This window comes from Micromonospora musae, from assembly GCF_003626545.1.
GTDB lineage: Bacteria > Actinomycetota > Actinomycetes > Mycobacteriales > Micromonosporaceae > Micromonospora > Micromonospora musae.
Window position 1 is genome coordinate 1 of the sequence record NZ_RAZS01000013.1, and the last position, 24,779, is coordinate 24,779.

Annotated in this window: 23 protein-coding genes; 15 read left to right on the forward strand and 8 right to left on the reverse strand. The window is 71.1% G+C overall.

Going from position 1 to position 24,779, the window contains the following annotated elements:
- Positions 1 to 79: 79 nt before the first annotated feature.
- Entirely contained in the window at positions 80 to 739 is a 660-nt protein-coding gene (locus D7147_RS27590; RefSeq protein ID WP_120682831.1) for a hypothetical protein, read from the reverse strand.
- Positions 740 to 759: 20 nt separating this feature from the next.
- Positions 760 to 1,062 carry a hypothetical protein gene (locus D7147_RS27595; RefSeq protein WP_120682832.1) on the reverse strand — a complete coding sequence of 101 codons (303 nt, stop codon included), beginning with the start codon at positions 1,060 to 1,062 and terminating at the stop codon, positions 760 to 762.
- Between the two features lie 268 nt (positions 1,063 to 1,330).
- On the opposite strand from D7147_RS27595, the gene D7147_RS33595 reads away from it, so the two are divergent.
- The 8 genes from D7147_RS33595 (at position 1,331) to D7147_RS27635 (ending at position 13,158) form a co-directional block, all read left to right on the forward strand.
- Positions 1,331 to 3,247: a putative T7SS-secreted protein gene (locus D7147_RS33595; protein WP_147434705.1), complete on the forward strand. Its 1,917-nt coding sequence runs from the start codon at positions 1,331 to 1,333 to the stop codon at positions 3,245 to 3,247.
- A 187-nt stretch (positions 3,248 to 3,434) separates the two neighbouring features.
- Positions 3,435 to 3,980, forward strand: coding sequence for a type VII secretion system-associated protein (locus D7147_RS27605; protein ID WP_120682834.1), 546 nt, complete (start codon positions 3,435 to 3,437; stop codon positions 3,978 to 3,980).
- A 173-nt stretch (positions 3,981 to 4,153) separates the two neighbouring features.
- Entirely contained in the window at positions 4,154 to 8,857 is a 4,704-nt protein-coding gene (locus tag D7147_RS27610; RefSeq protein WP_120682835.1) for a DUF6531 domain-containing protein, read from the forward strand.
- A complete protein-coding gene (locus D7147_RS27615) occupies positions 8,854 to 9,522 on the forward strand; it encodes a type VII secretion system-associated protein (protein WP_120682836.1) in 669 nt (222 codons plus the stop codon). The genes D7147_RS27610 and D7147_RS27615 overlap by 4 nt, the downstream gene beginning before the upstream one ends.
- A 211-nt stretch (positions 9,523 to 9,733) precedes the next feature.
- Entirely contained in the window at positions 9,734 to 11,095 is a 1,362-nt protein-coding gene (locus tag D7147_RS27620) for a hypothetical protein (protein WP_120682838.1), read from the forward strand.
- Positions 11,096 to 11,138: 43 nt separating this feature from the next.
- Positions 11,139 to 11,753 carry a COG4315 family predicted lipoprotein gene (locus tag D7147_RS27625; RefSeq protein WP_147437459.1) on the forward strand — a complete coding sequence of 205 codons (615 nt, stop codon included), beginning with the start codon at positions 11,139 to 11,141 and terminating at the stop codon, positions 11,751 to 11,753.
- Between the two features lie 134 nt (positions 11,754 to 11,887).
- On the forward strand, positions 11,888 to 12,436 hold the full coding sequence (locus tag D7147_RS27630; protein WP_120682842.1) for a sigma-70 family RNA polymerase sigma factor: 549 nt from the start codon (positions 11,888 to 11,890) through the stop codon (positions 12,434 to 12,436).
- On the forward strand, positions 12,433 to 13,158 hold the full coding sequence (locus D7147_RS27635; protein WP_120682844.1) for an anti-sigma factor: 726 nt from the start codon (positions 12,433 to 12,435) through the stop codon (positions 13,156 to 13,158). Before D7147_RS27630 ends, D7147_RS27635 begins: the two co-directional genes overlap by 4 nt.
- Before the next feature lie 76 nt (positions 13,159 to 13,234).
- Here the strand turns inward: D7147_RS27635 and D7147_RS27640 are convergent, their stop codons facing one another.
- Together D7147_RS27640 and D7147_RS27645 are read right to left on the reverse strand one after the other, a co-directional pair.
- A complete protein-coding gene (locus D7147_RS27640; protein ID WP_199716732.1) occupies positions 13,235 to 14,689 on the reverse strand; it encodes a neutral zinc metallopeptidase in 1,455 nt (484 codons plus the stop codon).
- Between the two features lie 163 nt (positions 14,690 to 14,852).
- Positions 14,853 to 15,797 carry a hypothetical protein gene (locus D7147_RS27645; protein ID WP_120682846.1) on the reverse strand — a complete coding sequence of 315 codons (945 nt, stop codon included), beginning with the start codon at positions 15,795 to 15,797 and terminating at the stop codon, positions 14,853 to 14,855.
- A gap of 126 nt (positions 15,798 to 15,923) precedes the next feature.
- Between D7147_RS27645 and D7147_RS27650 the strand changes: the two genes are divergently transcribed.
- Both D7147_RS27650 and D7147_RS27655 read left to right on the forward strand, forming a co-directional pair.
- Positions 15,924 to 16,442 (forward strand): pyridoxamine 5'-phosphate oxidase family protein, encoded by a 519-nt coding sequence (locus tag D7147_RS27650; RefSeq protein WP_120682848.1) that lies wholly within the window; start codon positions 15,924 to 15,926, stop codon positions 16,440 to 16,442.
- Between the two features lie 69 nt (positions 16,443 to 16,511).
- Positions 16,512 to 16,886, forward strand: a complete 375-nt coding sequence (locus D7147_RS27655; RefSeq protein WP_120682850.1) for a VOC family protein — start codon at positions 16,512 to 16,514, stop codon at positions 16,884 to 16,886.
- Between the two features lie 89 nt (positions 16,887 to 16,975).
- On the opposite strand, the gene D7147_RS27660 is transcribed toward D7147_RS27655, so the two are convergent.
- Entirely contained in the window at positions 16,976 to 17,602 is a 627-nt protein-coding gene (locus D7147_RS27660) for a hemerythrin domain-containing protein (protein ID WP_120682852.1), read from the reverse strand.
- 496 nt (positions 17,603 to 18,098) lie between these two features.
- Here D7147_RS27660 and D7147_RS27665 point away from each other — a divergent pair, with 496 nt between their 5' ends.
- Positions 18,099 to 19,220 (forward strand): esterase-like activity of phytase family protein, encoded by a 1,122-nt coding sequence (locus D7147_RS27665; protein ID WP_120682854.1) that lies wholly within the window; start codon positions 18,099 to 18,101, stop codon positions 19,218 to 19,220.
- A gap of 121 nt (positions 19,221 to 19,341) precedes the next feature.
- On the opposite strand, the gene D7147_RS27670 is transcribed toward D7147_RS27665, so the two are convergent.
- A complete protein-coding gene (locus D7147_RS27670) occupies positions 19,342 to 19,809 on the reverse strand; it encodes a nuclear transport factor 2 family protein (protein WP_120682856.1) in 468 nt (155 codons plus the stop codon).
- A 106-nt stretch (positions 19,810 to 19,915) separates the two neighbouring features.
- The gene (locus tag D7147_RS27675; RefSeq protein ID WP_120682858.1) at positions 19,916 to 20,653 is read right to left on the reverse strand and encodes an SDR family NAD(P)-dependent oxidoreductase; all 738 of its coding nucleotides are present in this window, start codon (positions 20,651 to 20,653) and stop codon (positions 19,916 to 19,918) included.
- A 162-nt stretch (positions 20,654 to 20,815) separates the two neighbouring features.
- On the opposite strand from D7147_RS27675, the gene D7147_RS27680 reads away from it, so the two are divergent.
- Together D7147_RS27680 and D7147_RS27685 are read left to right on the forward strand one after the other, a co-directional pair.
- Positions 20,816 to 21,448, forward strand: a complete 633-nt coding sequence (locus D7147_RS27680) for a TetR/AcrR family transcriptional regulator (RefSeq protein WP_199734289.1) — start codon at positions 20,816 to 20,818, stop codon at positions 21,446 to 21,448.
- A gap of 326 nt (positions 21,449 to 21,774) precedes the next feature.
- Positions 21,775 to 22,755, forward strand: coding sequence for an NADPH:quinone reductase (locus tag D7147_RS27685; RefSeq protein ID WP_120682862.1), 981 nt, complete (start codon positions 21,775 to 21,777; stop codon positions 22,753 to 22,755).
- 24 nt (positions 22,756 to 22,779) lie between these two features.
- On the opposite strand, the gene D7147_RS27690 is transcribed toward D7147_RS27685, so the two are convergent.
- Entirely contained in the window at positions 22,780 to 23,064 is a 285-nt protein-coding gene (locus D7147_RS27690) for an antibiotic biosynthesis monooxygenase (RefSeq protein ID WP_120683152.1), read from the reverse strand.
- Between the two features lie 103 nt (positions 23,065 to 23,167).
- Here D7147_RS27690 and D7147_RS27695 point away from each other — a divergent pair, with 103 nt between their 5' ends.
- Positions 23,168 to 23,401, forward strand: coding sequence for a hypothetical protein (locus tag D7147_RS27695; protein WP_120682864.1), 234 nt, complete (start codon positions 23,168 to 23,170; stop codon positions 23,399 to 23,401).
- 163 nt (positions 23,402 to 23,564) lie between these two features.
- Positions 23,565 to 24,665 carry an SGNH/GDSL hydrolase family protein gene (locus tag D7147_RS27700; protein WP_120682866.1) on the forward strand — a complete coding sequence of 367 codons (1,101 nt, stop codon included), beginning with the start codon at positions 23,565 to 23,567 and terminating at the stop codon, positions 24,663 to 24,665.
- The last annotated feature ends 114 nt before the right edge of the window (positions 24,666 to 24,779 follow it).

Below are 24,779 nucleotides of genomic sequence, written 5' to 3' on the forward strand. Positions count from 1 at the left end.
GCCGGCGTATCCGTAGCTGAAAAAGGTCGGGGGGACACCGCCCCCGGTGTCCCCCCGACGTGAAGCCGGCAGCTACCCCCTAGCCGCCGACTCCGACGGGAGACGCCGCCTGCGGCGTGAGCGCGCGGCCGTCCCCCTCCCAGGTGAAGATCAGTGTCGCGGTGATCGTGGCGAAGAGCTCGAAGAGCTCCTCCGCCTCCGCGAGGTTCGGACTCGAACCGGTGACCAGCAGGACGTTCGCCGAGCCCGGCAGCGGTACGACCGTGTGCATCACGGCACAGCGCATGGTGGCGCCGTCCTGGGTGACGTTCTGGATGCCGTGCACCCGGCCGACCGTGCCGATCGTGGGAATCTGGGCGGTGCTCACCCGACGCCAGGTCCCGTCGGGTCGGGCCGGCTGCCCGACCGCGGTCAGCGCGCCGAGGATGTCACCGGTCGCCGGCGGGGTGACCACCGAGACCAGCACGGTCGCGGTGAGCGGACCGTCCTCGTAGACCTGGAACGTGCCGGCGGCGTGCACCGCTCCGGCGGCGCGGGCCTGCCGCACCGAGCGGCGTAGCTGCTCGGCGTACTGCCCGGCCTGGTCCTCGGTGAACCCGCCGTCGCGGGCCCGCGTCCACACCTCGTTCGCCATCCGGTTCTCGCTCGCCTCGTCGGCGACCGAGTAGTCCACCCAGTCGTCCGGGGTTCGCAGCTCGAAGCCGGTCGGGGTCGGGGACGTGGTTGTCGCGCCGGTCACTGTGCTGGCTCCCTCGTTCGTCAACTCGTCGCCTCGTCCGGGCTCGTGAGGGCGTTGACCGTCTGCTCGTCCGTCTCGCGGAACGCGTCGGCCACCGCCTTCGAGGCGTCGCGTACGCCTTCCAGGTCCTTCGCCACGACGTGCCGGCCGTCGCCCCACCGCTTCTCGAACTCGTGGGCGGCCTTCTCCAACTCCCGCTGCCCGAGGGTGTCGACGACGGACCCCATCGACCTGATCGGCGCGCTGTCCATCAGGTCCTTGGTGCGCTGCAACAGGTCGTGCACCCGCTCCAACTCCACACCGGGTACGTCGATCACGCTCATTCCGACGCTCCCACGCCGCGCCCGCTCATGGCGGCACCCCCGCTCCGCTTCCTGCCGTGACGAGGCAGCAGCACACCGAGCCTGACCATCCGCTCGCTCATCTCCGCCCTTCCTCCGGGAGCCGTGAACGGCTCTGCGCGGTACACGGACGGTCGGCCGGAGCGGTTCAGACCGCCTGAACCGATCTCCTGCCCGCTACGTGTGCGAGCCGGCTCCCGGCATTCGACCTGATGCCGGATGCCCAGACAGTGCGATGGGGAGGTTGGTCATGGCACGTCCAGGAACGGCCGAGTGGTCGGTGTTGGAACTCGACTCGGATCCGGTGCCGGGTGATCCGGAGTCCTTCGAGGAGATCACCCGCGCCTACCAGGAGTTGGCCCGAACCACCCAGGAGGCACACGACCTGCTCGCCTCGGGCGGCCAGATCGACGTCGGCCAGGGCAAAGCCATGGAGGCCTTCAAGGACCTGATCGGCAAGCTGCCGCCCCGCCTCGACCGCATGGCCCACTCCTACGCCTCGGCCGCCGAGGCCTACCTGCGCTACCTGCCGTCTCTGGAAGAGGCGCAGACCATGTCACTGCGCGCCCTCGAACAGGCTCGACAGGCCTCCGGCGACCAGGGTGCCGCGCAGGCCGCGCTCTCCTCGGCGCAGGCCGCGCTCACCGCCCTCACCGGGGACACCGACGCCGCCAAAGACGCCAAGGACAGGGCCGACGACGACCTCGCCGCCGCCCAGCGCCGAACCGACGACGCCCGACAAGCCCTCGACCAGGCGAAGTCCCTCCTCGGTCAGGCGACCGCCCTCCGCGACCAGGCCGCCCGCACCGCCGCCGAGACCCTGCGGCAGCTCGCCAAGGACGCACCCCAGCGATCCCTCTGGGAGAAGATCGCCGAAGCGTTCCGCGCCTTCATCGAATTCCTCCGCAGCACCGTCATCGAGTGGATCACCACCGTCCTCGACGTGCTCTCCACCATCGCGTTCTTCATCTTTCCCCCGCTCGGCGAAGCGATCGGGCTCCTCTCCGGCGCAATCGAACTCGGCGCCGCCATCCTCACCGGAAACCCCGCCGAGATCGGACTCGCCGCCGGTGGACTCGCGCTCGGACTCGTACCCGGCGGCCGGCTCGTCGGCAAGGTCATGAAATTCGCCCTCAAAGGCACCATCAAAGACGGCATCAAGACCGGCACCAAACAACTGACCAACGTCAGAACCCCACCCAACGCCGGCGCGAAGAGCCTGGACACGGGCGCGGTGAGCTACGGCCCCGGCAAGACGATCAAGGGAGCGTTCACCTCCGCCGGAAAGAACCTGGGCGATCTGGCGGCACGGTTCAAATCCCGACCCCCGGCGAACGAGAACACCATCGTCGGCAGGAACCGCTTCGGCATGAAGACGCGTTTCGACATCGGCGACGTCCGGGCCGAACCGGTGCTCAACGGTGACGGCAAGCAGATCGGCGTGAGTTTCCCGTTGAGCGCCAGCGACACCAAGAGCCGCGCCGAGTGGGCGAGCGTGGACACCAACCTCTCCACCGGCAAGTACCGGGGCCCGGATCTGGCCCCCGACGGGCGAGCGGTCTTCAAGAGCGTGCCCGGCGAGCGGCCGACCGAGGCGGTAGGTGGAAAGCTCGGTCAGCCGCGGCCGGACTTCGAGTTCGACCAGCTCCGCCGCGCGCCCTGGGCCGGGGAGGCCAACGACCCGATGTTCGTCATGGCGCACAGCAGCGCGAAGGACGTCGGCCTGCAGTTGAAGAACGGCAAGGTGGTGAACGTCTCCGGTGGGGAGTTCGCCAAGGTCCTGCACCACAACTCGGTGTTCAAGGACGCCGCCGGAGCGAACCCCGACAGCTCCATCACCATGATCGCCTGCAGTTTCGGGGCGAAGGACGGCAAGGTCGCCCCGCAGTTCAGCCAGGTGATGCAGGACCTCGGCAACGGCCGGCAGATCTACGCGGCGACCGACACCGTGTGGACCACCCGGCCGAAGGACTTCCAAGGCAAGGTCAACGTCCCCGGCGGAGACTTCGCCACCATCGCGGTCTCCAACAAGGGCGAGTTCCGCCCGCTGGTCTCGCCCGGAGCCGGCCACCCGTCACCTCCGCCGGCAGCTGCTCCCCCGGCAACCACTCCGCCGCAGCTTCCCCCCTTGGACTTCGGCGACCCGTTGCCCGACTTCAGCAGGTAGGCGTCCCGATGTACGGCCGGAGACCGGCGAACAGGAGCAGCCGGCGAACCGTTCGCCGGACCCGGGCGGCGAAAGAGCGCCACCGGAGCCCGCGCCGCCCAGGGGCACCTGGCCACCCGGGTGGCCAGATCGAGGTCGGGAGCACGGGCAAGTTCGTCGAATCGAATACCAGTAAGGGAGTGGGCAAGTGAGCGAACAGGACGACACCGGTCTTGACCGTAACTGGATGCTGCTGCTCGACAGCGACTGGTCGCCGCCCCCGGAGGCCGACGACCAGTCCGGTGCGGTACCGCCGGTGGAGTCGATCGTCGGCGGCTGGCTCGTCGACGACGACGGAACGGTCGGCGCGTTCGAGCCGAATCCGCTCTACCTGCCCAGCGGCCAGGACGCGCCGACCGGACCGGTCGACGCGGCGGCGAAGTTGGTCGTGGCAGGGCGTGCCGAACCGGGCCTGGTGCTGCTCGCGCTGCGGGACAGTCTGACCGAGGTCGCGGTCGACGACGAGGATCGCGTCATCGTGGCACCGGCCCCCGACGGGGCACCGTGCGTGCTGGTCGTCACGGGTGCGGCGGACCGGCTTCGGGTGCGAGCAGCGGGCTGGCGGCAGGTCAGTAGCGCCGAGCTGGTGGAGCTGCTACCCGAGGGCGTCGACGTGCTGCTCAATCCGGGCGGTCCCGCCTCGATGCGGCTCTTCGCCGACGTGCTGCGTGAGGCCGTCACCGAAACCGAGTGACTCCGGCGGATCGACCTGCGGGAACGGGGCCCAGGAGCCCGCCACCGATCCGAGCCCGCGATGAACCCGTTCGGTCCTGAGTACGTGTTCGGGTCGGCCGACGTCCACGCGTCCGGCTCACCCGCAGGAGCGGGCGGCGGAAAGCCGAGACGGTGCGATAGGGGAGGTTGGTCATGACGCGTCCAGGTGACGCCGAGTGGTCGGTGTTGCAGCTCGACTCCGACCCGGTGCCGGGTGATCCGGAGTCCTTTGAGGAGATCACCCGGGCCTACCAGGAGTTGGCCCGATCGACTCAGGAGGCGCACGACCTGCTCGCTTCCGGCAGCCAGATCGACGTCGGCCAGGGCAAGGCGATGGAGGCCTTCCGTGACCTGATCGGCAAGCTGCCCGGGCGGCTGGACGGGATGGCGCACTCGTACGCGGCGGCGGCCGACGCGTACCTGCGCTACCTGCCGTCGCTCGAAGAGGCGCAGAAGATGTCGGTGCAGGCCCTGGAGCAGGCCCGGCAGGCCTCCGGGGACCAGGGTGCCGCGCAGGCGGCGGTCTCGGCGGCGCAGGCCGCGATCACCGCGCTGGGTGGCGACCCGGAGGCCGCCCAGGCCGCGAAGGACAAGGCCACCGACGACGCCACCGCCGCCCAGAACCGCGCCGACGAGGCCCGGCAGGCGCTCGACCAGGCGAAGGCGCTGATCGGTCAGGCGACCGCGCTGCGCGAACAGGCCGCCCGTACGGCAGCCGGGACGCTTCGACAGTTGGCGAAGGACGCGCCACAGCGGTCGCTCTGGGACAAGATCGTCGAGGCGTTCGAGGCGTTCATCGAATTCCTGCGCAGCACGGTGATCCAGTGGATCACCACCGTCCTGGACGTGATCTCGGTGATCGCGTCGTTCATCTTCCCGCCGCTCGGCGAGGCGATCGGCCTGCTCTCCGGCGCGATCGACCTCGCGTCGGCCGTGCTCGGCGGAGACCCCGCCGAGATCGGATTGGCCGCCGGCGGGCTGGCCCTCGGCCTGATCCCGGGCGGCCGGGCCGGCGCGCTGGTCATGAAGTTCGCCGCCAAGGGCGGCAAGGCCCTCGGCCTGGCCGGCGACGGCGTCAAGGGAGCCACCCGCGGCCTGAACGGTGGCGGCGGAAAGACGATCGGGGGTGCGCTGCCCGGCAAGGGCGCGGGCGCCAACCGGCCCCCCGTCCCGAAGGACACCTCCCTGTCGATCGACGTACGCAAGTGCGTCACCGACCCGATCGACGTCGCCACCGGCGAGATGGTGCTCTCCCAGATCGACCTGGAGCTGCCCGCGCCCTTCCTGGTGCCGCTGGAGCGGACCCACCTCTCGTCGTACCGGGCGGGCGGTTGGTTCGGACCGAGCTGGGCCTCCACCCTCGACCAGCGGCTCGAATTCGACGCGCAGGGCGTCTGCTACTTCGCCCCCGACGGCACGATCCTGGTCTACCCGCCGGGAACCCCGGGCGAGCCGGTCCTCCCCGTCGAGGGGCCGCGATGGCCACTCACGGTGCACGCGGACGGCACCGCCGTGGTGACCGACCCGGTAGCCGGCCGGTCCAGCCTCTTCCTGCTCTCCGGCGCGGTCAGCCGGCTCGCGGCGGTCGTCGACGGTGACGGCAACCGGCTGGAGGTGGCGCGGGACGCGCGGCAGGCGCCGGTCGCGTTGCGGCACGCGGACGGGCAGTGGATCGCCGTCAGCACCTCGGGCAACCGGGTCACCGCCCTGCACCGGACGGATCCGGGCGGGCGGCCCACCGAGCTGATCGCCCGCTACCGCTACGACGAGCAGGGCCGGCTCGTGGAGGTCGACAACACCTCCGGCCGACCGATGCGCTTCGGGTACGACGAGGCCGGCCGGATCACCGGCTGGCACGACCGCAACGGGGTCGAGTACCGGTACACGTACGACGCGAGCGGCCGCTGCGTACGTACCGAGGGCGCGGACGGATTCCTGAACGGCACCCTCGCCTACGACCCCACCGAGCGGACCACGACGTACACCGACTCGCTCGGCAACGTCACCGTCTACCGGCTGGACGACCTGCGGCACGTGGCGAGCGAGACCGACCCGCTGGGCAACACCACCCGGTACGAGTGGGGCCGCTACAACCAGCTGCTGGCCCGGATCGACCCGCTGGGCCGGACCACCCGTTACGAGTACGACGCCGACGGCCGGCTGAGCACGCTGATCCGTCCGGACGGCACCGAGGCGCAGGTCACCAGCGGCGGCGACGCCGCGGCCAGCACCGTCGCGGTGCAGGTCGGCGAGCGGCTGCTCACCCGCAGCTACGACACCGCACCGGACCCCGACGGCGGGCAGGTCGGGGTGGCCGAGCCGTTCGACTACGACCGGCTGCGCGCGGACGACCCGGTCCGGGACGCGGCGCTCGCCGGGCGCCGGGCCCACCGGCTCGACGCACGCGGCCGGCTCGAACGGGTGCGCTACGACGACGAGGGCAACCCGATCGAGCGGACCGACGCCGCGGGCCACGTGACCCGCACCGAGTACGGACCGTTCGACCTGGTGCTCGCCACCGTCGACGCCACCGGCGCCCGGACCGGCTACGAGTACGACGCCGAGCTGCGGCTGACCCGGGTCACCGATCCCCGTGGCCTGCAGTGGAGCTACACCTACGACCCGGCGGGCCGGCTGGTCGAGGAGGTCGACTTCAACGGCCGGGTACGGCGGTACGACTACGACGCGGCCGGTCAGCTGGTCCGGTCGACGAACGGGCTGGGTGAGGTCACCGAGTACGAGCACGACCTGCTCGGCAACGTGGTCGAGCGGCGAACCGGGTCCGGCACCACCCGGTACCGCTACGACGCGGTCGGCCGGCTGGTGGCGGCCGAGAACGCCGACGCCGAGGTGGTGATCGAGCGCGACGAGGCCGGGCGGGTGGTGGCGCACACCACGAACGGCCGGACCCTCTCCTTCCGCTACGACGACCGGACCGGCGCCCGGCACCGCCGCACCCCCCACGGGTCGGAGAGCGTCTGGGCGTACGACCCGTTCGGAAATCTCGACTCGTTGGTCACCGCGGGGCACACGCTCGGCTTCCGGCACGACTGGCAGGGCCGGGAGCTGCGGCGCAGCCTCGACGGTCAGGTGGTGCTCGAGCAGACCTTCGGCGCCGACCGGCAGCTCGCCGCACAGGTGCTGCCCGGCCTGCGGCAGCGCCGGTTCGACTACCGGGCCGACGGCCTGCTCGCCGGCATCGACGAGGACGTGACGGGCCGGGTCGACTTCACCCTGGACGAGGCGGGCCGGGTGCTCGCCGTCCGGGGCGCGGGCCGGGTCGAGGACTACCGGTACGACGCGACCGGCAATCTGACGTCGGCCCGGGTGTCCGGCCTGCCGTACGCCGGGGAGCTGCGCTACGACGGCAACCTGGTCACCGAGGCGGGCGGGGTCCGCTACCGGTACGACGCGCAGGGCCGGATGGTCAGCCGGACGTTGACCGACCCGGCCGGTGGGGACCGTACGTGGCACTTCGAGTGGGACGCCCACGATCGGCTGGTCGGGGTGCGGACGCCGGAGGGCGACCGCTGGCGTTACCGCTACGACCCGCTGGGTCGCCGGATCGGCAAGCAGCGGTTCGTCGGCGACGACCCGGCCCCGGTCGAGAAGGTGGACTTCGTCTGGGACGGATCGCTCCTGGTCGAGCAGGCGCAGACCGACGAGCGCGGCCGGACCCGGGTGACCAGCTGGGAGTACCACCCGCAGGAGCAGCGCCCGGTGGCGCAGACCGTCCGGGACGAGCGGGACGAGCTCGGCGAGCGCTTCTACGCGATCGTCACCGACCTGGTCGGCACACCCACCGACCTCGTCGACGCCGACGGCGCGCTGGTGTGGCGCAACGACGCAAGCCTGTGGGGTGCGGCACCCGGCGCCGACGCCTCGGGCATGATCCCGCTGCGCTTCCCCGGGCAGTACCTGGACCCGGAGACCGGTCTGCACTACAACGTCTACCGCTACTACGACCCGATCAGCGGCCGGTACGTCAGCCAGGATCCGCTCGGCCTCGCGCCGGCACCGGATCCGGCCGGCTACGTGCCGAATCCGTACGCGGCGGCCGATCCGCTCGGCCTGGCCTGCACCGCCGGCTCGTCGAGCAGTACCCCGGGCTCTCCGGGCGGGGGCACCGACGCTCGGAGCCTGCCCGACACCGCTGGTTCGTCGGGCGGGAACCGCCCGACTCGGCCGGACGACCTGGGGGCCGACGACGCCGACCTCGGCGACATCGGTCTGCAGAAGCCGAACGGCGTCGTCGTGCAGGACCATCTCGGTTTCTTCCGGGCACCGAACCCGCCCAAGCCGAAGTTCGTGTACCACGGCTCCAGCCTCGGTCCGGACGTCATCTTCAAGGACGGGTTGAAGTCCAACGCCGTGCTCGACGGCACGTCACCGCATTACAACCTCGCGAAGCACCAGCACAACCCCGGGGGTAGCGGCTTCATCTCCACCACCGGCAATCCGGACGTGGCGCTGAGCTTCATCCGGCACCAGACGGATCCCAAGATCGGGATCATCGGCAAGACCGGCTCGGACGGGGAGTTGTACCGCAAGCGCGAGGGGTGGCTCTACACCATCGACCCGCGGGATCCGATGCTGCACGCGCCGACGCAGAACCCGAACCTCCAGTTGATGAAGTTCCAGGACGAGTGGTCGGCCTACGACCGCATCCCGTCGGATCGGATCGTCTCGGCCATCCGCATCGACGGCCACTACAACACTCCGGGCGCGCAGGTGCCGGATCCTCTCGACCCGACCAAGACGGTGCCCGGCCTCAAGATCAAGGTCCCGCAGGATCCGAACCTCGCCAAGTACCTGCATGAAGAGGTGCCCAACCCGAAGTACCGGCCAGGAACATGACGCGGACGAAGGTCGACGACAGCGCCGTCCCGAACGAGCCCGAACCGGCCGGGCGAGCCCCGGGCGGCGGGTATCAGCAGAGCGAGCAGGACCAGGGCGAGGAGATGACAGCAATGGTGACGACAGTGCCACCGCCGACGGTGACCGACGAGCTGCGCCGGCGGGCGAAGCAGACCCCGGAGAGCTGGATCTACGCGATCGATCCGGCCTTCGAGGGGGCCGAGGACGTGCCCGGCTGGGCGGTCGTCGGCGCGTTCCGGGTGGACGAGCGGGGCGAGATCGGCGACGAGTTCCGGCGGAACCCGAACTACCGGCCCACCCCGGTCGCGCTCGGGTTCCCCGTTCCGGCGAACGAGCTGGAGAACGCGTTGCAGTTGGCGGTCACCGGCCTGGGCGGGGACGAGGAGGTCCGCAACGCGCTGCGCGAGGCGACGGTTCTCGTACCCCACGTGCCGGAGGTCGGCGTCGCCGACCTGGACGCCGGCCTCGACCGGCCGGTGGTGCACGCGTTCACCTCGGACCAGTACCTGCCCGACCCGGCGCAGTGGCAGTACTGGGAGCGGTGGCCGGCCCGGGAGCTCGCCGCGTCCATGGGTGACCGATACCTGGTGCTCAACCCGGGCAGCGCGCTGGAGCTGCGGCTTCCCGCGTCCGACCTCGCCTGACCGCCCGCGGCCCGGCCCGCCCGGCCCGCGTTCCCTCGGATCCCGCTCGGTGTCACCACGCCGTCACACCGAGCGGGCCGGGGAGGCGGACCGATCCACGCCCGGCACTGAACCTGTTCGGGCCCCGCTTACGTGTACGCGTCGGTAGCCACCGTCTCCGAGTCGCGGGCGACCCGTACATGTCACGACAAAGGTGTGAGTGAGGTAGTTCATGCGCAGGCTGCTCCGCGCCGCGTTACGCCGGTCGTCCCGGCCGGCGAAGGGCCGGTTGCTCGCCACCGGCGCCGCACTGGTGTTCCTGCTGCTGCCGCTGACCCCGGGCACGGCGAGCGCCGTGGAGCCCTCGGTGCCGTACTGGGTGGTGCCGGGGCAACCGGGCACGGAGAGCGACCTGACCCTGCCGGGGGTCGCCGACCGGGTGCTCGGCGACAGCCGGCGCTGGCCGGAGATCTTCGAGCTCAACCGGGGGCGGACGCAGCCGGACGGTCTCGTGCTGACCGAACCGGCGCAGTCGATCCGCGCCGGCTGGGTCTTCGTCCTCCCCGAGGGCGCGACCTCCGGCGAGATCCGGATCGGCGCACCGCCGACGGCCACGCCGCCGGCGGGTCAGCAGCCCGCCGGCCAGCAGCCGGAGGCGCCACCCGCCGACCGGCCCCAGCCGGCCGCGGTGCAGCCGGCGCCACCCGTCGACGGCGAGGAGACCCTGATCCTGGGCCTCCGGCCGATCACCGCGGCGCTGCTCGGCGTGGGCACGCTCCTGGTGCTGGCCGTCGTCGTACTGGTGCCGATCCTGCTGGGACAGCGCCGCCGCCCGGCGGAGTCCGCACACCCGGCGCCGGCGTCGGGCTCCCGGGCGGTCCTGGACCGCGCGTTGCGGCAGCTCGCCACGCAGGCCGGCCAGGCGCAGGTGTACGCGGCACTGATCGGCCCGGACCGGGTCTCGCTGCGACTCGCCCCCGCGCTGCCGGAGGCCCCACCACCGTGGCAGGCGCGGCAGCAGGGTGCGATCTGGGAGGCGCCCAGCTGGCAGCTCGACCAGAACCTCGACGACAGCGGTGAACTGCCGCTGCTCGCCACCGTCGGCACGGTCGGGGGCGAGCTGGCCGTGGTCAACCTGGGCCGCGCCCCGGGCATCGTCGCGCTCACCGGGGATCCCGCGGCCGCGATGCGCGTGGCGGTTTCCTTCCTCGACGAGATCGCCCGGCATCCGGCGGCGGCGTCCGTGGTGATCAGCGTGGTCGGCACGCTGCCCGCCGCGTCGACGGCTCCGGAACGGGTCCGGGTCATTGCCGACGCGGAGTACCTGCTGACGCCGTCCGGCGACGGTGGCGAGGTGCTGCGCGACCACCTGGTGGTGGTGACCGCCCCGATCCCACCGGCCGAGTTGGAGCGCCTCGGCGCGCTGGCGGCGGTCTCGGAGGGTACGGCCGCCGTGCTCGTCGTCGGTGACGCCCCGAACGCGGCCTGGCGGTTCGCGGCCGACGCCGACGGGTCCCTCGACGTCGGAGTGCTCGGGCTTCACCTGGACCGTCCGACGCCGCGCGGCCGGCTCGTCCCCGGCCGCCGCGGTTGACCGGCCCGCTCCTGTCCGAACCCGTCGATCGATTGGTGTGGCGATGAAAGCTCGCATCCCCCGTACGCTGCTCGGCTCGGTGACGCTCTCCGTGGCGCTGCTCGCGACCGGGTGCACCACCACGGTGACCGACCCGGTCGCCCTGCCCCAGCCGGACTCCGGCAACAGCACGTCCCGGCCGGACTCCGGCAGCAGCGAGTCCCAGCCGGACTCCGGTGCCGCGCAGCAGCCGGCCGGAGCCGGTCCGCAGGACGATCTGGGCAAACGCAGCCGCGACGGCGGCTACTGGCCGGCGTCGGTACAGCTCGGCGAGAACCCGGAGCTCGGTCCGGTGATCCTCGACGGACAGGGCTTCACCCTCTACCGGTTCGACAAGGACGACTCCTCGCCGTCCCGGTCGAACTGCACCGAGGGCTGCCTCCTGCAGTGGCTTCCCGTACTGGTCAGCGAGAAGATCAAGTTCGAGAACCTCGATCCCGCCGGACTCGGCGCGACGGCCCGCCCGGACGGCACCCAGCAGGTGACCGTGGGCGGCTGGCCGGTCTACCGCTACGCGGAGGACAAGGTGCCGGGCCGGGTCTCCGGGCAGGGCGTCGACGGGCTCTGGTTCGTGGTGGGCCCGGACGGCAACAAGGCCGCCGCGCCGGCCGGGCAATAGTTGACGGCGCAACGACGTGAGCAGAAATACACATTCGCCCGCGATCTCCAGTAAACGGGAACGCAGCAGGCATCCTGGTGGCCTGTGGGCACCGGTGGGGACCGGCGTCGTGAGGCCAATAAAGGGTGGTACGTATGGCGGGGTTGAGGCCCGTTCGTCAGCAGGCAGTAGCAGACGAGGCCTTGGTCCGATCCCTCTACGAGGAGCACGGCCGCGCGATGCTCGCTTATGCGACGCAGCTGACCCGCGACCGCGCCGCCGCGGAGGACGTCGTCCAGGAAGCCCTCGTGCGGGCCTGGCGTCACCCGGACAGTCTGGTCAACGGCAAGGGTTCGGTTCGGGGGTGGCTGCTTACCGTGGTACGCAACATCGTCACTGACACGGTACGTGCCCGGAAGGCGCGACCGGCCGAGGTTCCGGAGAGTCCGACAGACGTCGCTGTCGAGCGCGACCACGCCGATCAGGTGGTCAATTCGATGGTCGTGATGGACGCTCTCAACCATCTCTCTCGCGAGCACCGCGAGGTGCTTGAACAGGTATACCTACTCGGGAGTACAGTCGCGGAAGCCGCGAAGGCGCTGGGTATCCCGCCGGGCACGGTCAAGTCACGCTCCTACTACGCACTCCGGGCGCTCCGCGACATCGCGGGACGCCCAGCCGGGGTGGAACGGTCTGCCTCATGAAATCCGACAGCTCGATGCCGACCAGTGACCACGTGGACATTGGCGGCTATCTGATGGGCGCGCTCGACGAGGAGCAGGTCCGGCAGGTAGAGGAACACCTGGCGGGCTGCGCGGAGTGCCGGACAGAGGTCGAGTCGCTGCAGGAATGGACGATGGCGCTCCAAGCGGTGCCGGACGCGATGCTGCTCGACGGCCCGCCGGAGGGCGGGGACCTGCTGCTGCAGCGCACCCTGCGGCAGGTGCGGAGCGAGTCGTCCGGCCGGCGTCAGCGCCGGGGCGTGATCTTCAGCGCCGCCGCGGCGGTGGTCATCGCCGCCGCCGTCTCGGGCGGCGTCGTCCTCGGCCGCACGACCGCCGACGCTCCGCAGATCGAGGCCCAGCCCGGGCCGTCCGCCTCGGTGACCGCCGCCGGTCCGGGAGTCCGGAACGTCAGCGCGTCCGACCCGCAGACCGGCGCCCGGCTGACCGTGGCCATGACCCCGGCACCCGGTTGGGTGCGGATCAACGCCGCGATCACCGGGATCCCCCGGGGAGAGCGCTGCCGCCTCCTGGTGGTCGGCAAGGACGGCAGCACCGTGCTGGCCGGCAGTTGGCTGGTGTCCGAGAAGGGCCAGGCCGACGGCACCACGCTCGACGGCAGCGCCCTGATCGACCCGGAACAGGTCGACAGCATCCGGGTGGAGACGGTCGAGGGCAAACCCTACGTCGGCGTGAAGCTGTGACCCGAAGGGCCCGCCCCGGCCGATGACTCGGCCGGGGCGGGCCCTCGTGGTTCTGCTGACGACCGCGGAAGCCGCCCTACCGGTACTTCTCCAGACAGGGCACGATCGCCCCGGCGGTGAAGCCGTCGCGGAACGCCTCGACCCGGGCGAAGCCGGACGGGATGCCGGCGCCGTTGGCGTCCGCGGCGATCAGGCTCCGGGGGGCGAGCATCTCGGCCACCGCCTCGTCCAGGTCGCCCGGGGACAGCTGCAGGACCGCGCCCCGGCCCACCACGATCGTCGCCGCCCAGACCCCGGTCATGCAGGCCGTACGCTGCGCCGTGGCCAGCCCGGTGAGCGGATAGCCCTCCGCCTGCTGCCTCGCCAGCGCGTACCGGGAGGCGACCTCGGCGAAGGCGGCGAAGTCCCCCAGACCACCCTCACCCTGCTCCGGGGCGGTACCGAGGCGACCCAGCTCGCCCAGGTCCAGCCCGACGGTGTTGGTGGCCGGGCAGTACGAGGCGGGCGTCGTCGCGGTCGCACCGGGGCACGGCCCCCCGGAGCGGCTGATCGCCGGCCACTGGGCACCCGGTCGACCGAAGGCGGCCCGCAGCGTCTCCTGCAGGGCGAGCAGCGAGTCCTGGTCGTCCACCGGCAGGTTCCCGGCCGTCTCGCCGGCGGGCGACGCCTGGCCGCTGGCCGGCTGGGTGATCCGCCGCCGCACCTCCGCCTCGTCGATGCGGGCGCACCGCTCGGGGCCGTCGCCGAAGCCGAACTGGAACGCCGAGACCCGGTCGAACGCGTTGCCGTGCGCCCCCTCGGCGTCGAATCCCGTTTCGACGCCGTCGCGGATGAAGAAGAGCGTGGCGAGGATCTGGTTGAGGCCGGGCCCGGTGGAGAGCCGGAAGTGTGGGGAGTTGCCCTCCGCCACCCACCGGAAGAAGTTCCCCGCGTAGCAGTCGGCCTGCTGCTCCTTGACGATGGAGCTGGTCCGCCCGCCGGCCGAGCCGAGCCGGAACTGCACGGCGTGCCCCAGCTCGTGTGCGAGGACGGCCACCACCGCCATCGGCCCGAACGAGTCGTCGAGGGTGGGAAGCAACTGCCCCCGGTCCCAGGCGACCGAGTCGTCGAGCGAGCAGTAGAACGCGTTCACCGCACCGGCCGTGCTGCTGTTGCAGACGGTGACGGCCGGGCCCGTCGAGTCGTACGAGATGAGCCGACTGACGGGGTCGAAGCCGCGGTCGAAGGCGGCGGGCAGCTGCTCCCCCCAGTACTTCTGCAGGTCGTCGACGGCGTTGCGGGCGAGCCGATCCAGCTCGCCGCCGTCGCTCCCCTCGGCGGTCAGGCGGGTGTCGGGCACCCCGGGCCGGGGCCCGCTCTCACCTGTGGTGATCTCCAGACCGGCGACCTTGGTGGCGCTCCACCGCTCGGCCGCGCCGGTACCGTCCACGGTCCGGGTGCAGCCGGCGAGCAGGGCCGCCATCCCGAGGGTCACCCCGCCGAGTGCGAGCGCCCGCCTTCTACTCACCGCCCGTACGTTGCGATGCGTCATCTTCCAGCACCTTCTTGATGTCGCGGCGCCGCCGTGGCACCGCTGTCGGGGGAGGCCGGCCGGGAGCGCGTCGGGAGGCCACCGGCGCGGCGCGGGTACGAAAACGGGTGTGCCGGCCCGGCGAAGAGCCGGACCGGCACACCCGCTGTGTGTGGTCGGACGATCAGCTGAAGCGGATCGAGGCGACGGCGTCGTCGAACTTGAGGGCCGCCAGGTTGGTGACGTCACCGTTGATGATCTGGGACTTGCCGGTGCAGTCCGGGCCGGTCCAGATCTTCAGCGAGCCGTTGGTCGCGATGGAGGAGGCCACGCGGGGACGGGGCACGTTCTGGCAGCCGGGGCCGGCGACACCCTGGGAGGCGCCGCTGTCGCTGAAGTTGGCGTCGTCGAAGAGGACGGCGCTGGTGGCGGGCGGAGCGGTCGCCCCACCGTTGTCCGGAGTGTTCTGACCACCGTCGTTACCACCGTTGTCGACGCCGGCCTTGCCGCCGGTCGGGGTCACGCCGAACCAGGTGCCACCGACGCCCTGGCCGAGGGTGTCACCGCGCTTGGTGTCCTTGGCGAACCGGTAGACCGGCCAGCCGTTGATGGTGACCTGCCGGGTGCCGTCGGAGCGCCGGACCGTGCCGACGGCCGACTTCTTGATCCCGGCGATGAAGATCTTGCCGCCCGGCGCGACGGTCACCGGCGGCCAGGTCTGCGCGCACTCGCCCTCGCAGTTCGAGGCGGGCGGGTTGTTGCTGTCCTTGTCGAACCGGTAGAGCGTCAGCCCGGAGCCGTTCACCACCACCGGGTCGAGGTCGCCGGCCTTGCTCGCGGTGAGCTGGACCCACTTCTGCGCGTTCCGCAGGGTCTCGCCGCCCGCGACGCCGCCGTTCGGCACGGCCCAGTCGCCCATGCCCGGCGCGGAGTTGTTGGACTTCGCGGTGCCCGGGAGCAGCGAGAGGTCACCGGCGCCCGCGCCGTCGGCCGGCGGAGCGGCTTGGCTGCTGACCGGAGCCGAGGCCTGGGCCGGCGCCGGCGCCTCCGGGGTCGAGCTGCACGCGGTCAGCGCCGCCAGGCCGGCCGCCAGCACGGCGACGAGGGGCACCAGGTGCTTGCGCATCATGTGGAATCTCCAGGTTCTAGCCGGCTCCAGCGCGTTCCGGAGGCCGTTCGGCATCCACACGGAGCCCACCGGGAAACGGTTCAGCCCACTTCTGATCACCCGTCGTCACGCATGACAAGATCAGACATGCCCGTGACCAACCCCTGGCTGGCCGGCCCGTCGCCCACCCGACGGCTCGACCGGCACCGCCTCGAGGAGCGCATCCTCAACCTGCTGTCGGCGCAGAACATGTGCGTCCTCGCCACCTCCGGGCCGGACGGCCCGCTGGCGACGCCGGTGCGCTACTTCCACCTCGACTTCGCGCTGATGTTCACCGCCGCCGCCGCGTCCCCGAAGATGCGGAACATCGCCGCGGACCCACGAATCTCGGTCGGCGTCTTCGCGCCGCTCGTCGGCCAGGCGAGCAGCCGGGGAGCCCAGCTCTTCGGCCGCGCCCGGGTGCTGGCGGCCGGCGACCCCGAGCGGGAGCGGTACTGGCCGGCCGTGCGCTGGCAGTCCGATCACGTCGAACGCTCCCGGGCCCTCGACGAACCGCCGACGGACCCACTCGTGGTGGTCGACGCGGAGCGCATCGTCTACACGGAACACTGGCTGCGCCGGGACGGGTACGCACCACGGCAGTTCTGGCGGCGCGAGCCGAGCTGACGACTGTCGGTTCGGCCGCGGTGGTCCCGGCATGGGAGTGGCCGGGGACCGTCCGGGTACGACAGCGGGATGACGGATCGACCTCGACTGGTCCTGACCAGCACGGTGCTGGACTCTCCCGATGCCCAGGAGCTCGCCGCGTTCTACGAGCGTCTGCTCGGTTGGTCGCGGGACGAGGACGAGCCCGACTGGGTGACCCTGCGCGCGCCCGGGGGTGGGGCCGGGCTGGCCTTCCAGAGTGAGCCGGCGTACGTCCGGCCGGTCTGGCCGGCCGATCCCGGCCGGCCGCAGATGATGGCGCACCTCGACATCAGGGTCGAGGACCTCGAGGCTGCCTCGGCCCACGCGCTCGCCGCAGGTGCCACCCGGGCGGACTTCCAACCGCAGGAGCATGTTCGGGTGCACTTCGACCCCGCCGGTCACCCCTTCTGCCTGTACCTCTGAAACCCGGCGTCCGGCCGGTCTAAGCGCGGACCGACTGGGCGCGTGCGCCGGCGGCGCTCGAACGCGCCCAGTCGCCGTCGTCCGGAGGGTCAGGCCTTACGCAGGGACGCGATCACCGCCGCGGAGTGGGCGCGCATGGCGGGAACGCCGGCCTGGGCGGGTGCGGGCAGCGCGGAGAGGATGAGCGCGACCTCTTCCGGCGTGCCGACCTCGTCGAAGAAGCCGACGAGCAGGCTGGCGCCGACCGGCGGGGTGGTGGTGATCACCCTGAGCGCGAAGGCCTCCCACGTCTCGGGCGACACGTGCTCCTGCAGGGCGGGGAAGAGCAGGGGCTCCTCGTGCGAGAGGTGCGTGTGGACGAGGTCCCGCAGGGCGGCCGCGGCGGTGGCCAGCTCCCGCCGGTCGCCCTCGGTCGGCACCGGCATTTCCTCCAGCGCGTCCAGGGCGGCGTCGAGGGCGTCGTGCTCGTCGCTGAGGGCCTTGAGGGGCTCGGAGGCGCCGGGCGAGACGGCCTCGATCATCGGCCAGAGGTCGTGGTCCTCGCTCTCGTGGTGGTGGCGCAGCGTCGCCACCAGGAAGTCGCGGAGTTCGGTGAGGTGGGCGACGTCGGCTTCCCGGCGCGCTGCGGCCTCGGCCAGCAGGGTCGTCGCCTGGCGGTGCATGTCGTGGGTGAGCCGGGTCTCGATGACGGAGCGGGGCTCCTGTGCCGTGGTCATGCGAGCCAGAGTAGTTCGCTATAGGGCAATATGCTGAATAAAGCGTCCTCGGTGTGGCCTGAACTACACGGGGCGGCATCATCACACGCCGGGCCACCCAGGAATAGCGCCCGTGACGAATCCGGTTCGTTCGACACACCCGAGAGTTCACCGCATCGGCACACGTACCCCAGTCGGTTCCGGTTCATCATTCGAGCAAATTACCTGGTCAGCCGCCATCGGTCGGCGGAGACGCGATTAGCACGAAGACTCGGACGAGCCTCATCGGTGAGCGTCGGCGTATTACGCCCGTCACGTTGCTCAATTGTGCGGAAGTCGTTAGCTTTTTTCTGCTGCTCGGATGCCGCCCGTCCGAAGGGGACGGACGCACCACTCGGCGCCAGCCCGATCTGACGCAATCCTGATCGCTCTCCGCAACGGCTTTCATCCGAATCGGAAGGTGAAGTGTGGTGGCTACGAAGTGCCACCCGAGCATTCAGCGAATGGAGTTCTCCGCATGACTCGATCTGTCAGGCGACGCGCGCACGGACCTGGTTCCCTGCTGGGGGCCGCGCTGGTCGCGCTGCTCGGCGCGTCCGTCGCCGCACCGGCGGCACAGGCCGCTTCAGAATCCGCCTCCGGCAAGCCGGCCCCGAACTGCGCTCCTGGAGCCAGAGCTGTGGGGTTCAGCGACGCCCTGGACAAGGTCACCGTCAAGGGTGTGCAGGTCGGCGGTCTGTCCGCCATCACCTACGACGAGCGCAGTCACGGTTACGTCTCAGTGGTCGACCGCAGCGGCACGCTCCCTGCCCAGCTGTGGTTCTTCCGGGATCCCGGCCACCCACGCGTCACCGGGTCAACCCTGCTGACCAAGGCGGACGGCACCCCGTACGACGGCACGAACTTCGACGCCGAAGGGCTCGCCGTCCTGCCTGACGGCCGGTTCCTCGTCAGCTCCGAGTCCGAGCCCTCGATCCGGATCTTCGGACGTGACGGGGTTGAGCGCGGCGAGCTGCCGGTGCCGGCACGTTTCCGGGTCTCCCCCGCAGGGGAGGCCACCGACAACGGCACCCTCGAGGGGCTCGGCATCTCCCCCGACGGTCAGTACGTCTACGCCGCCATGGAGGACACCCTCAGCGGTGACGTCTCGCCGACGGGCGAGGCGGTCTGGCGGCGGATCCTCGTCTACCGGGCCGATCGGCACCACGACTACCGGCTGGTCCGACAGATCGGGTACAAGGTCGACCAGGGACTTCGGATCGCGGAGATCGCCCCGTACGGCGACGGCCGGTTCGTGGTGCTCGAAGCCGCCTTCACCGCCAACGTCGGCAACACGGTCCGGCTGTACGCGGTGACCGGCGCGGACCGGGCCGGCGACGTCACCTCGATCCGGAATCTCTCCGCCGCCCCCGGCCGGGACGTGATCGGCAAGCGGCTGGTCGCGGACCTGGTCAACTGCCCGACGCTGGGTGCCACCAGCCCCGAGCCGCAGATCAACCCGCTGCTCGACAACTACGAGGCACTGACGGTCGATCGTGGGCGTGGCGACGGGAAGGCCGAGATCCACCTGATCAGCGACGACAACTTCAACCCGATCCAGGTGACCCGGGTGCTGACCCTGCAGGCGCGGCTGCCCTGACCCTCGCTGCCGCCGGTGATTGACTAAGGGATCAGGGGAGTCGGGGGTCCGGCCGACCTGGATGCCCCGACTTCAAGGACGTTGAGTCGATCACCGGCGGCCGCGGCGACGCACCCCGGGATCACTGCAACGGGAAGTCGTGACCCGCGCCTCGCTCGTCCTCCTGCCGTGGCCCGAAGTAGCGCCGATCGGCCGCACTGATCGGCACGTCGTTGATGCTGGCCTCGCGACGGCGCATCAGCCCGTTCTCGTCGAACTCCCACAGCTCGTTGCCGTAGCTGCGCCACCACCGATCCTCGCGGTCGCGACACTCGTACTGGAAACGGACGGCGATCCGGTTCTCCCGAAAAGACCACAGGCCTTTCCGCAGCACGTAGTCGAGTTCGCGCTCCCACTTGGCGGTGAGGAACTCGACGATCGCCCGACGACCGGTGATGAACTGGTCGCGGTTACGCCAGACGGAGTCCTCCGTATAGGCGAGGCTCACCCGCTGCGGGTCGCGACTGTTCCACGCGTCCTCGGCGGCCTGCACCTTGGCCAGCGCGCTGTCGAGGTCGAACGGCGGAAACGGTGGGCGCGCCTCGCTCATGGTCCTGTCCCCTTCCGCGGTCCCCAGGACGGGCTGCGGCATTCCCGGCGGGAGCAGGGCCGAAACGTGGCCCCCTCCCGCCGGCTGGGCCGGGCCCGCAGCGGGTTCAGCGGGTCTGATCGGTCGGTCGGATCAGGATCTCGTTGACGGCGACGTGCTCGGGCTGGGTGAGCGCGTACAGGACGGCGCTCGCGATGTCCTCGGGCTGGAGGGTCCGCATCGACTCGGCCATGCTCTTCGCCATGGCCTGGATGGCCGGATCGCTGATGTGGCTGGCCAGCTCGGTGTCGACGAATCCGGGTTCGATGACGATCACCCGTACGCCCTCCGCGGTGACCTCCTGCCGCAGCGCCTCGGAGAAGGCGGTGATGCCGAACTTCGTGGCCCCGTAGACGGCGCTCGCGGCGGAGGCCGTACGCCCCGAGGTCGAGGAGATCTGCACCACGGCGCCCTTGGCGGCGAGCAGGTGCGGCAGGGCGGCGTGCACCGCGTACATCGAACCGAGCAGGTTGGTCTCGACCATCCGCGTCCACTCGGTGAGGTCCGCGCCCAGGATCGGGCCGCTGAGCATGACGCCCGCGTTGTTCACCAGCACGTCGAGGGAGCCGAATCGGTCGACGGTCGCCGTGACGGCGTTCTGCACGGACTGGCGATCGGTGACGTCCAGGTCGAGGGCGAGAATCTCGCCGGGGGCGTCCTGGGTGAGGGACTTCAGCCGGTCGGCCCGGCGGGCTCCGACCGCGACCCGGGCGCCCGCCTTCGACAGGGCGAGCGCCGTGCCCTGACCGATGCCCGAGGACGCGCCGGTGACGAGGACGACCTTTCCGTCCAGTGCGTTGCTCATTGTCCTACCTCCGGGGTGGGTTCGGAATGACTGCTCCGCCGGCCGAAGGGCCGGGCGGTGACCGGCGGAACAGAAAATGACCACCTGGTCATGTTGACCGTAGCAGAGAAAATGACCGACCGGTCATGTTGGTGGTAGGGTCGACCCCGGGAGGGGGTACGCGTGACCGAGACGACAGCCACTCCGGGCCAGCGGGCGGACATGGTGCGCAACCGGCGCCTGCTGCTCGACGCGGCGACCGCGGCGTTCGCCGAGTGCGGGGTCGACGTGTCGATGGGGGAGATCGCCCAGCGCGCCGGGCTCGCCAAGGGCACGGTGTTCCGGCACTTCGCCTCGAAGGAAGACCTGCTCGCGGCGATCATGCTTCAGCTGCTCGACCGACTCACCAGCACGGCGGACCGCCTGGTCGACGCCGACGACGCGGCCGCCGCGCTGCACGAGTTCATGACCGCCGGCGTCGAGGTGCTCGCCGCCGACCGTGCGTTCTGCGAGGTGATCGGGCGCCCGTCGCTGCAACTCGCCCAGGTGCGGTCCGCGATCGAGCGCCTCGGCCAGACCGCCGAGACGCTCACCGCCCGGGCCCGCGAACAGGGCACGATCCGCGACGACGTCACCGGCATGGACATCGTGTTGCTGCTCGGCGGCATCCATCAGACGGCGGCGCCCCTGCTGGACGCGCAGCCGCAGGTTTGGCGCCGCTACCTCGAACTGACCTTCGACGGGCTCCGCGCCACGAACGCCCGGAGCCTGCCGCACCCGCCGTCGCGCCGGCTCCCCACCGCCGAGTCCGACTGACCTCACCGGGCCCGCGCCGCTCGTCGTGCGCGAGCGACTCGGCCGCCCGTCGGGGGCGGCGGAGAAACGCCCGACGGCCCCGAAACGAGGACCGCCTCCGGAGGCCGCGCTGGGGTCCGGGGGCGGTCGACGGTACGACCCGATCAGATAATGATCTTGTACATGTTGAGGTCGCCGATCGCGACGACGTGCTGCCGAACGGCTGATTCAACGCCAGGTCTGCCACACCCCGGGCTGGGGACTCCGCTCACTTGACGACCGCTCGAATTTAGTCATAGTTTTGGACGGTCAAGAATTTGGACTAACTCCGGTGAGGGAGACCCGACATGCGCGCAGCCTGGTACGAGAAGCAGGGTCCGGCGGCCGAGGTGCTGCGGCTCGGGGAGATGCCCGACCCGCAGCCCGGCCCCGGCGAGGTCCGGGTACGCATCACCGCATCCGGCATCCACGTCGGCGACATCGGCAAGCGCCGCGGCTACTGGGGCTCGACGATGTCGTACCCCCGGGTGATCCCGCACGGCGACGGCAGTGGCGTCATCGACGTGGTAGGCGAAGGCGTCGACCCGGCCCGGATCGGTGAGCGCGTCTGGGTCTACCTCGCACAGTCGTACCGCCCGTTCGGCACGGCCGCCGAGTACACGGTCGTGCCGGCCGCCCATGCCGTCCCGCTGCCGTCGGCGGTCCCCGACGAGCAGGCGGCCGGCCTCGGCATCCCTGGCATCACCGCGCATCGCGCGATCTTCGCTGACGGCCCGGTGACCGGGCAGCGCGTACTGGTGACGGGTGCGCTGGGCGCTGTCGGACGGGCCGCGGTGGCGGTGGCCCGGCGGGGCGGGGCCACGGTCGTCGCGACGGTGCGGCACCCCGAGCAGATCCCGGCGGCCCTCGCGGCCGGCGCCCACCACGTCGTCGACGTGTCGAGCGGTGACGCGGCCGAACGGATCCTGGCGGCGACCGGCGGGGAACCCGTCGACCGGGTGGCCGAGCTGGCCTTTGACGCCAACCTCGAACTCAACGAGAAGATCCTCGCCTACAACGGCGTGATAGCCACGTACGCGACGGGCGACAGCTCGCCGCGCATCCCGTACTGGCCATACGCCTTCAAGAACATCACGGTGCGCTTCCTCAGCAACGACGACTTCCCCGAGGAGGCGAACGAGGCGGCCGCCCGGGCCCTGACCGAGGCCCTGGTCGCCGGCGACCTGGTCTATCCGATCGCCGCGGAGCTGCCACTGTCGGAGATCGTCCGGGCCCACGAACTGGTCGAGGAGCCGACCACCGTCGGCCGCGTCGTCCTCAAGCTCTGACGACGGGCCGGGCGGCCCGGCCGGTCAGACGGCGGTTCCCTCCTCGGCGCTGATCAACGCGCCGATCGCGTCGAAGAACGCCGCGATTCCGGGGAGGTTGGCCCCCTTGGCCCGGGACGCGGCGAAGTCCTCGGGGGTCTCCCAGAGCACGATGTCCAGCCACTCGTCGTTCGGAAGGCGCACCAGGCGCGCCTCGATGAAGCCCGAGCGGTCCGCCTGGAAGTCGGCGAGCATCTGCGGCCGGGCCTGCAACAGGTCGTTCTCGCGGGCCGGGTCGACCCGGAAGCGAGTGAGTTCCACGGTGGGCATGAGTTCCTCCGGTTGGTTCGGTAGCACGATCGTATAGTCCAATTTATGGACTATCCATTCCCCGGCCTGTAACGGGGATTACACGAGACGGAGCAGCCGCGCTGTGGATCTCGGCATGCTCGCCACCCGACTCCTGTTCGGGCTGCAGTCCGAGCTGTTCCGGCGCAGCGCCGAGGAGGGCTTCGACGACCTCCGCCCCCGGCACGGAGCGGTGTTGGCCCACCTGGACGAGGACGGCCTGCGGCAGACCGACCTCACCCGGCTGGCCGGCCGGCCGGCCGGAACAAGCAGACCATCGGTGAGCCCAGGGGCTCGTGAAGGTGGTCACAGATATTGACTGTCCAGTCTTTGGACTGTCAAGATTTTGGACGTTACCGAAACACCTCCACCGCCGTCCCGCTGCCTCGAAGCTGAGACGGGCTGGATTCGCGGAGCCCCGGCGGCACCCGCGAAGCATCGTCCCGCCCGCTACGTGAGCGGCACCGACCAACGGAGCGACCATGACCTGGACAGCCGGTTTCCGTACCGCCGTGATCAACCCGCACGACCAGCTCCAGCTCAGCGAACCCCGTGGCTTCGCCGACCAGACCGTACGACAGGTGCTGCACCTGGCCGGCGGTGGAGAAGCCTTCCGCGTACGCCTGACGAACCGCTACGGCCGGGCCCCGTTGACCATCGCGGCGGCTACGTACTCGGTCGGCCGACGGCAGGGCGCTCTCACCTTCGACGGCATCGGGCAGTGCGTCATTCCGGCGGGCGAGGAGATCGTCTCCGACCCGGTCGAGCTTCAGGTCGCCGCCGGCACGGACCTGGTCGTCGACCTGTACCTCCCGGAGCGGACCGGTTTGGCCACCTACTCCCACCGGCCGGCGGAGGTCGCGCGAGTCGTCGACGGAAACCATGTCGGGTCGCCCACGTTCGCTCGGGCCGCGCAGGTGGAGGCCCGGTTCTACCTCTCCGGGGTCGACGTGCTCGCCGGGGCGGGGACCGCGATCGCGGTGGCCTTCGGCGACTCCTGGTTCGAGGGCGTCGGCACCACGACCAGCGCGAACCGCCGCTCCGTCGACTACCTCAACCGGCGACTCGATCGAGGGTGGGTCGTCAACCAGGGCATCGCCGGAAATCGCCTGCTGCGCGACGGGGTCGGCGAACACGCGCTGACCCGCTTCGACCGCGACGTCCTCCCGGTACCCGGAGTCACCCACGTCCTGCTGCACTTCGGTATCAACGATCTCGTTCTCCCCACCATGCTGGGCGAGCCGCTCCCCACCGCCGCCGCCCTCGTCGAGGGCTTCACCAACCTGGCCGACCGCGCCCACGCCGCCGGCCTGAAGGTCATCGGAGGAACCATCGGCGCCTTCGGAGGCGCTCCGATCAGCACGCCGGAGGGCCTCGCCGTCCGGCGCCAGGTGAACGACTGGATCCGTACGACCGACGCCTTCGACGGTGTCTTCGACGTGGCCCGGGCCGTGGCGAACCCGCAGGCCCCCGACCACATCCACCCCGCGCTGGACAGCGGCGACGGCATGCACCTCAACGACCGGGGCGCCAAGGCCATGGCCGACGCCGTCGACCTGGCCGACCTCACGCTCCAGCCGTAAAGACCATGAGCAGTGCCGGAACCATCCGACCGACCACAAGAGACAGCGCCACCGGGGCCCCAATCTGCCATATCGGCAGGTCGGGGTTCCTTGTGATCTTAGAAGTCCAGAGGC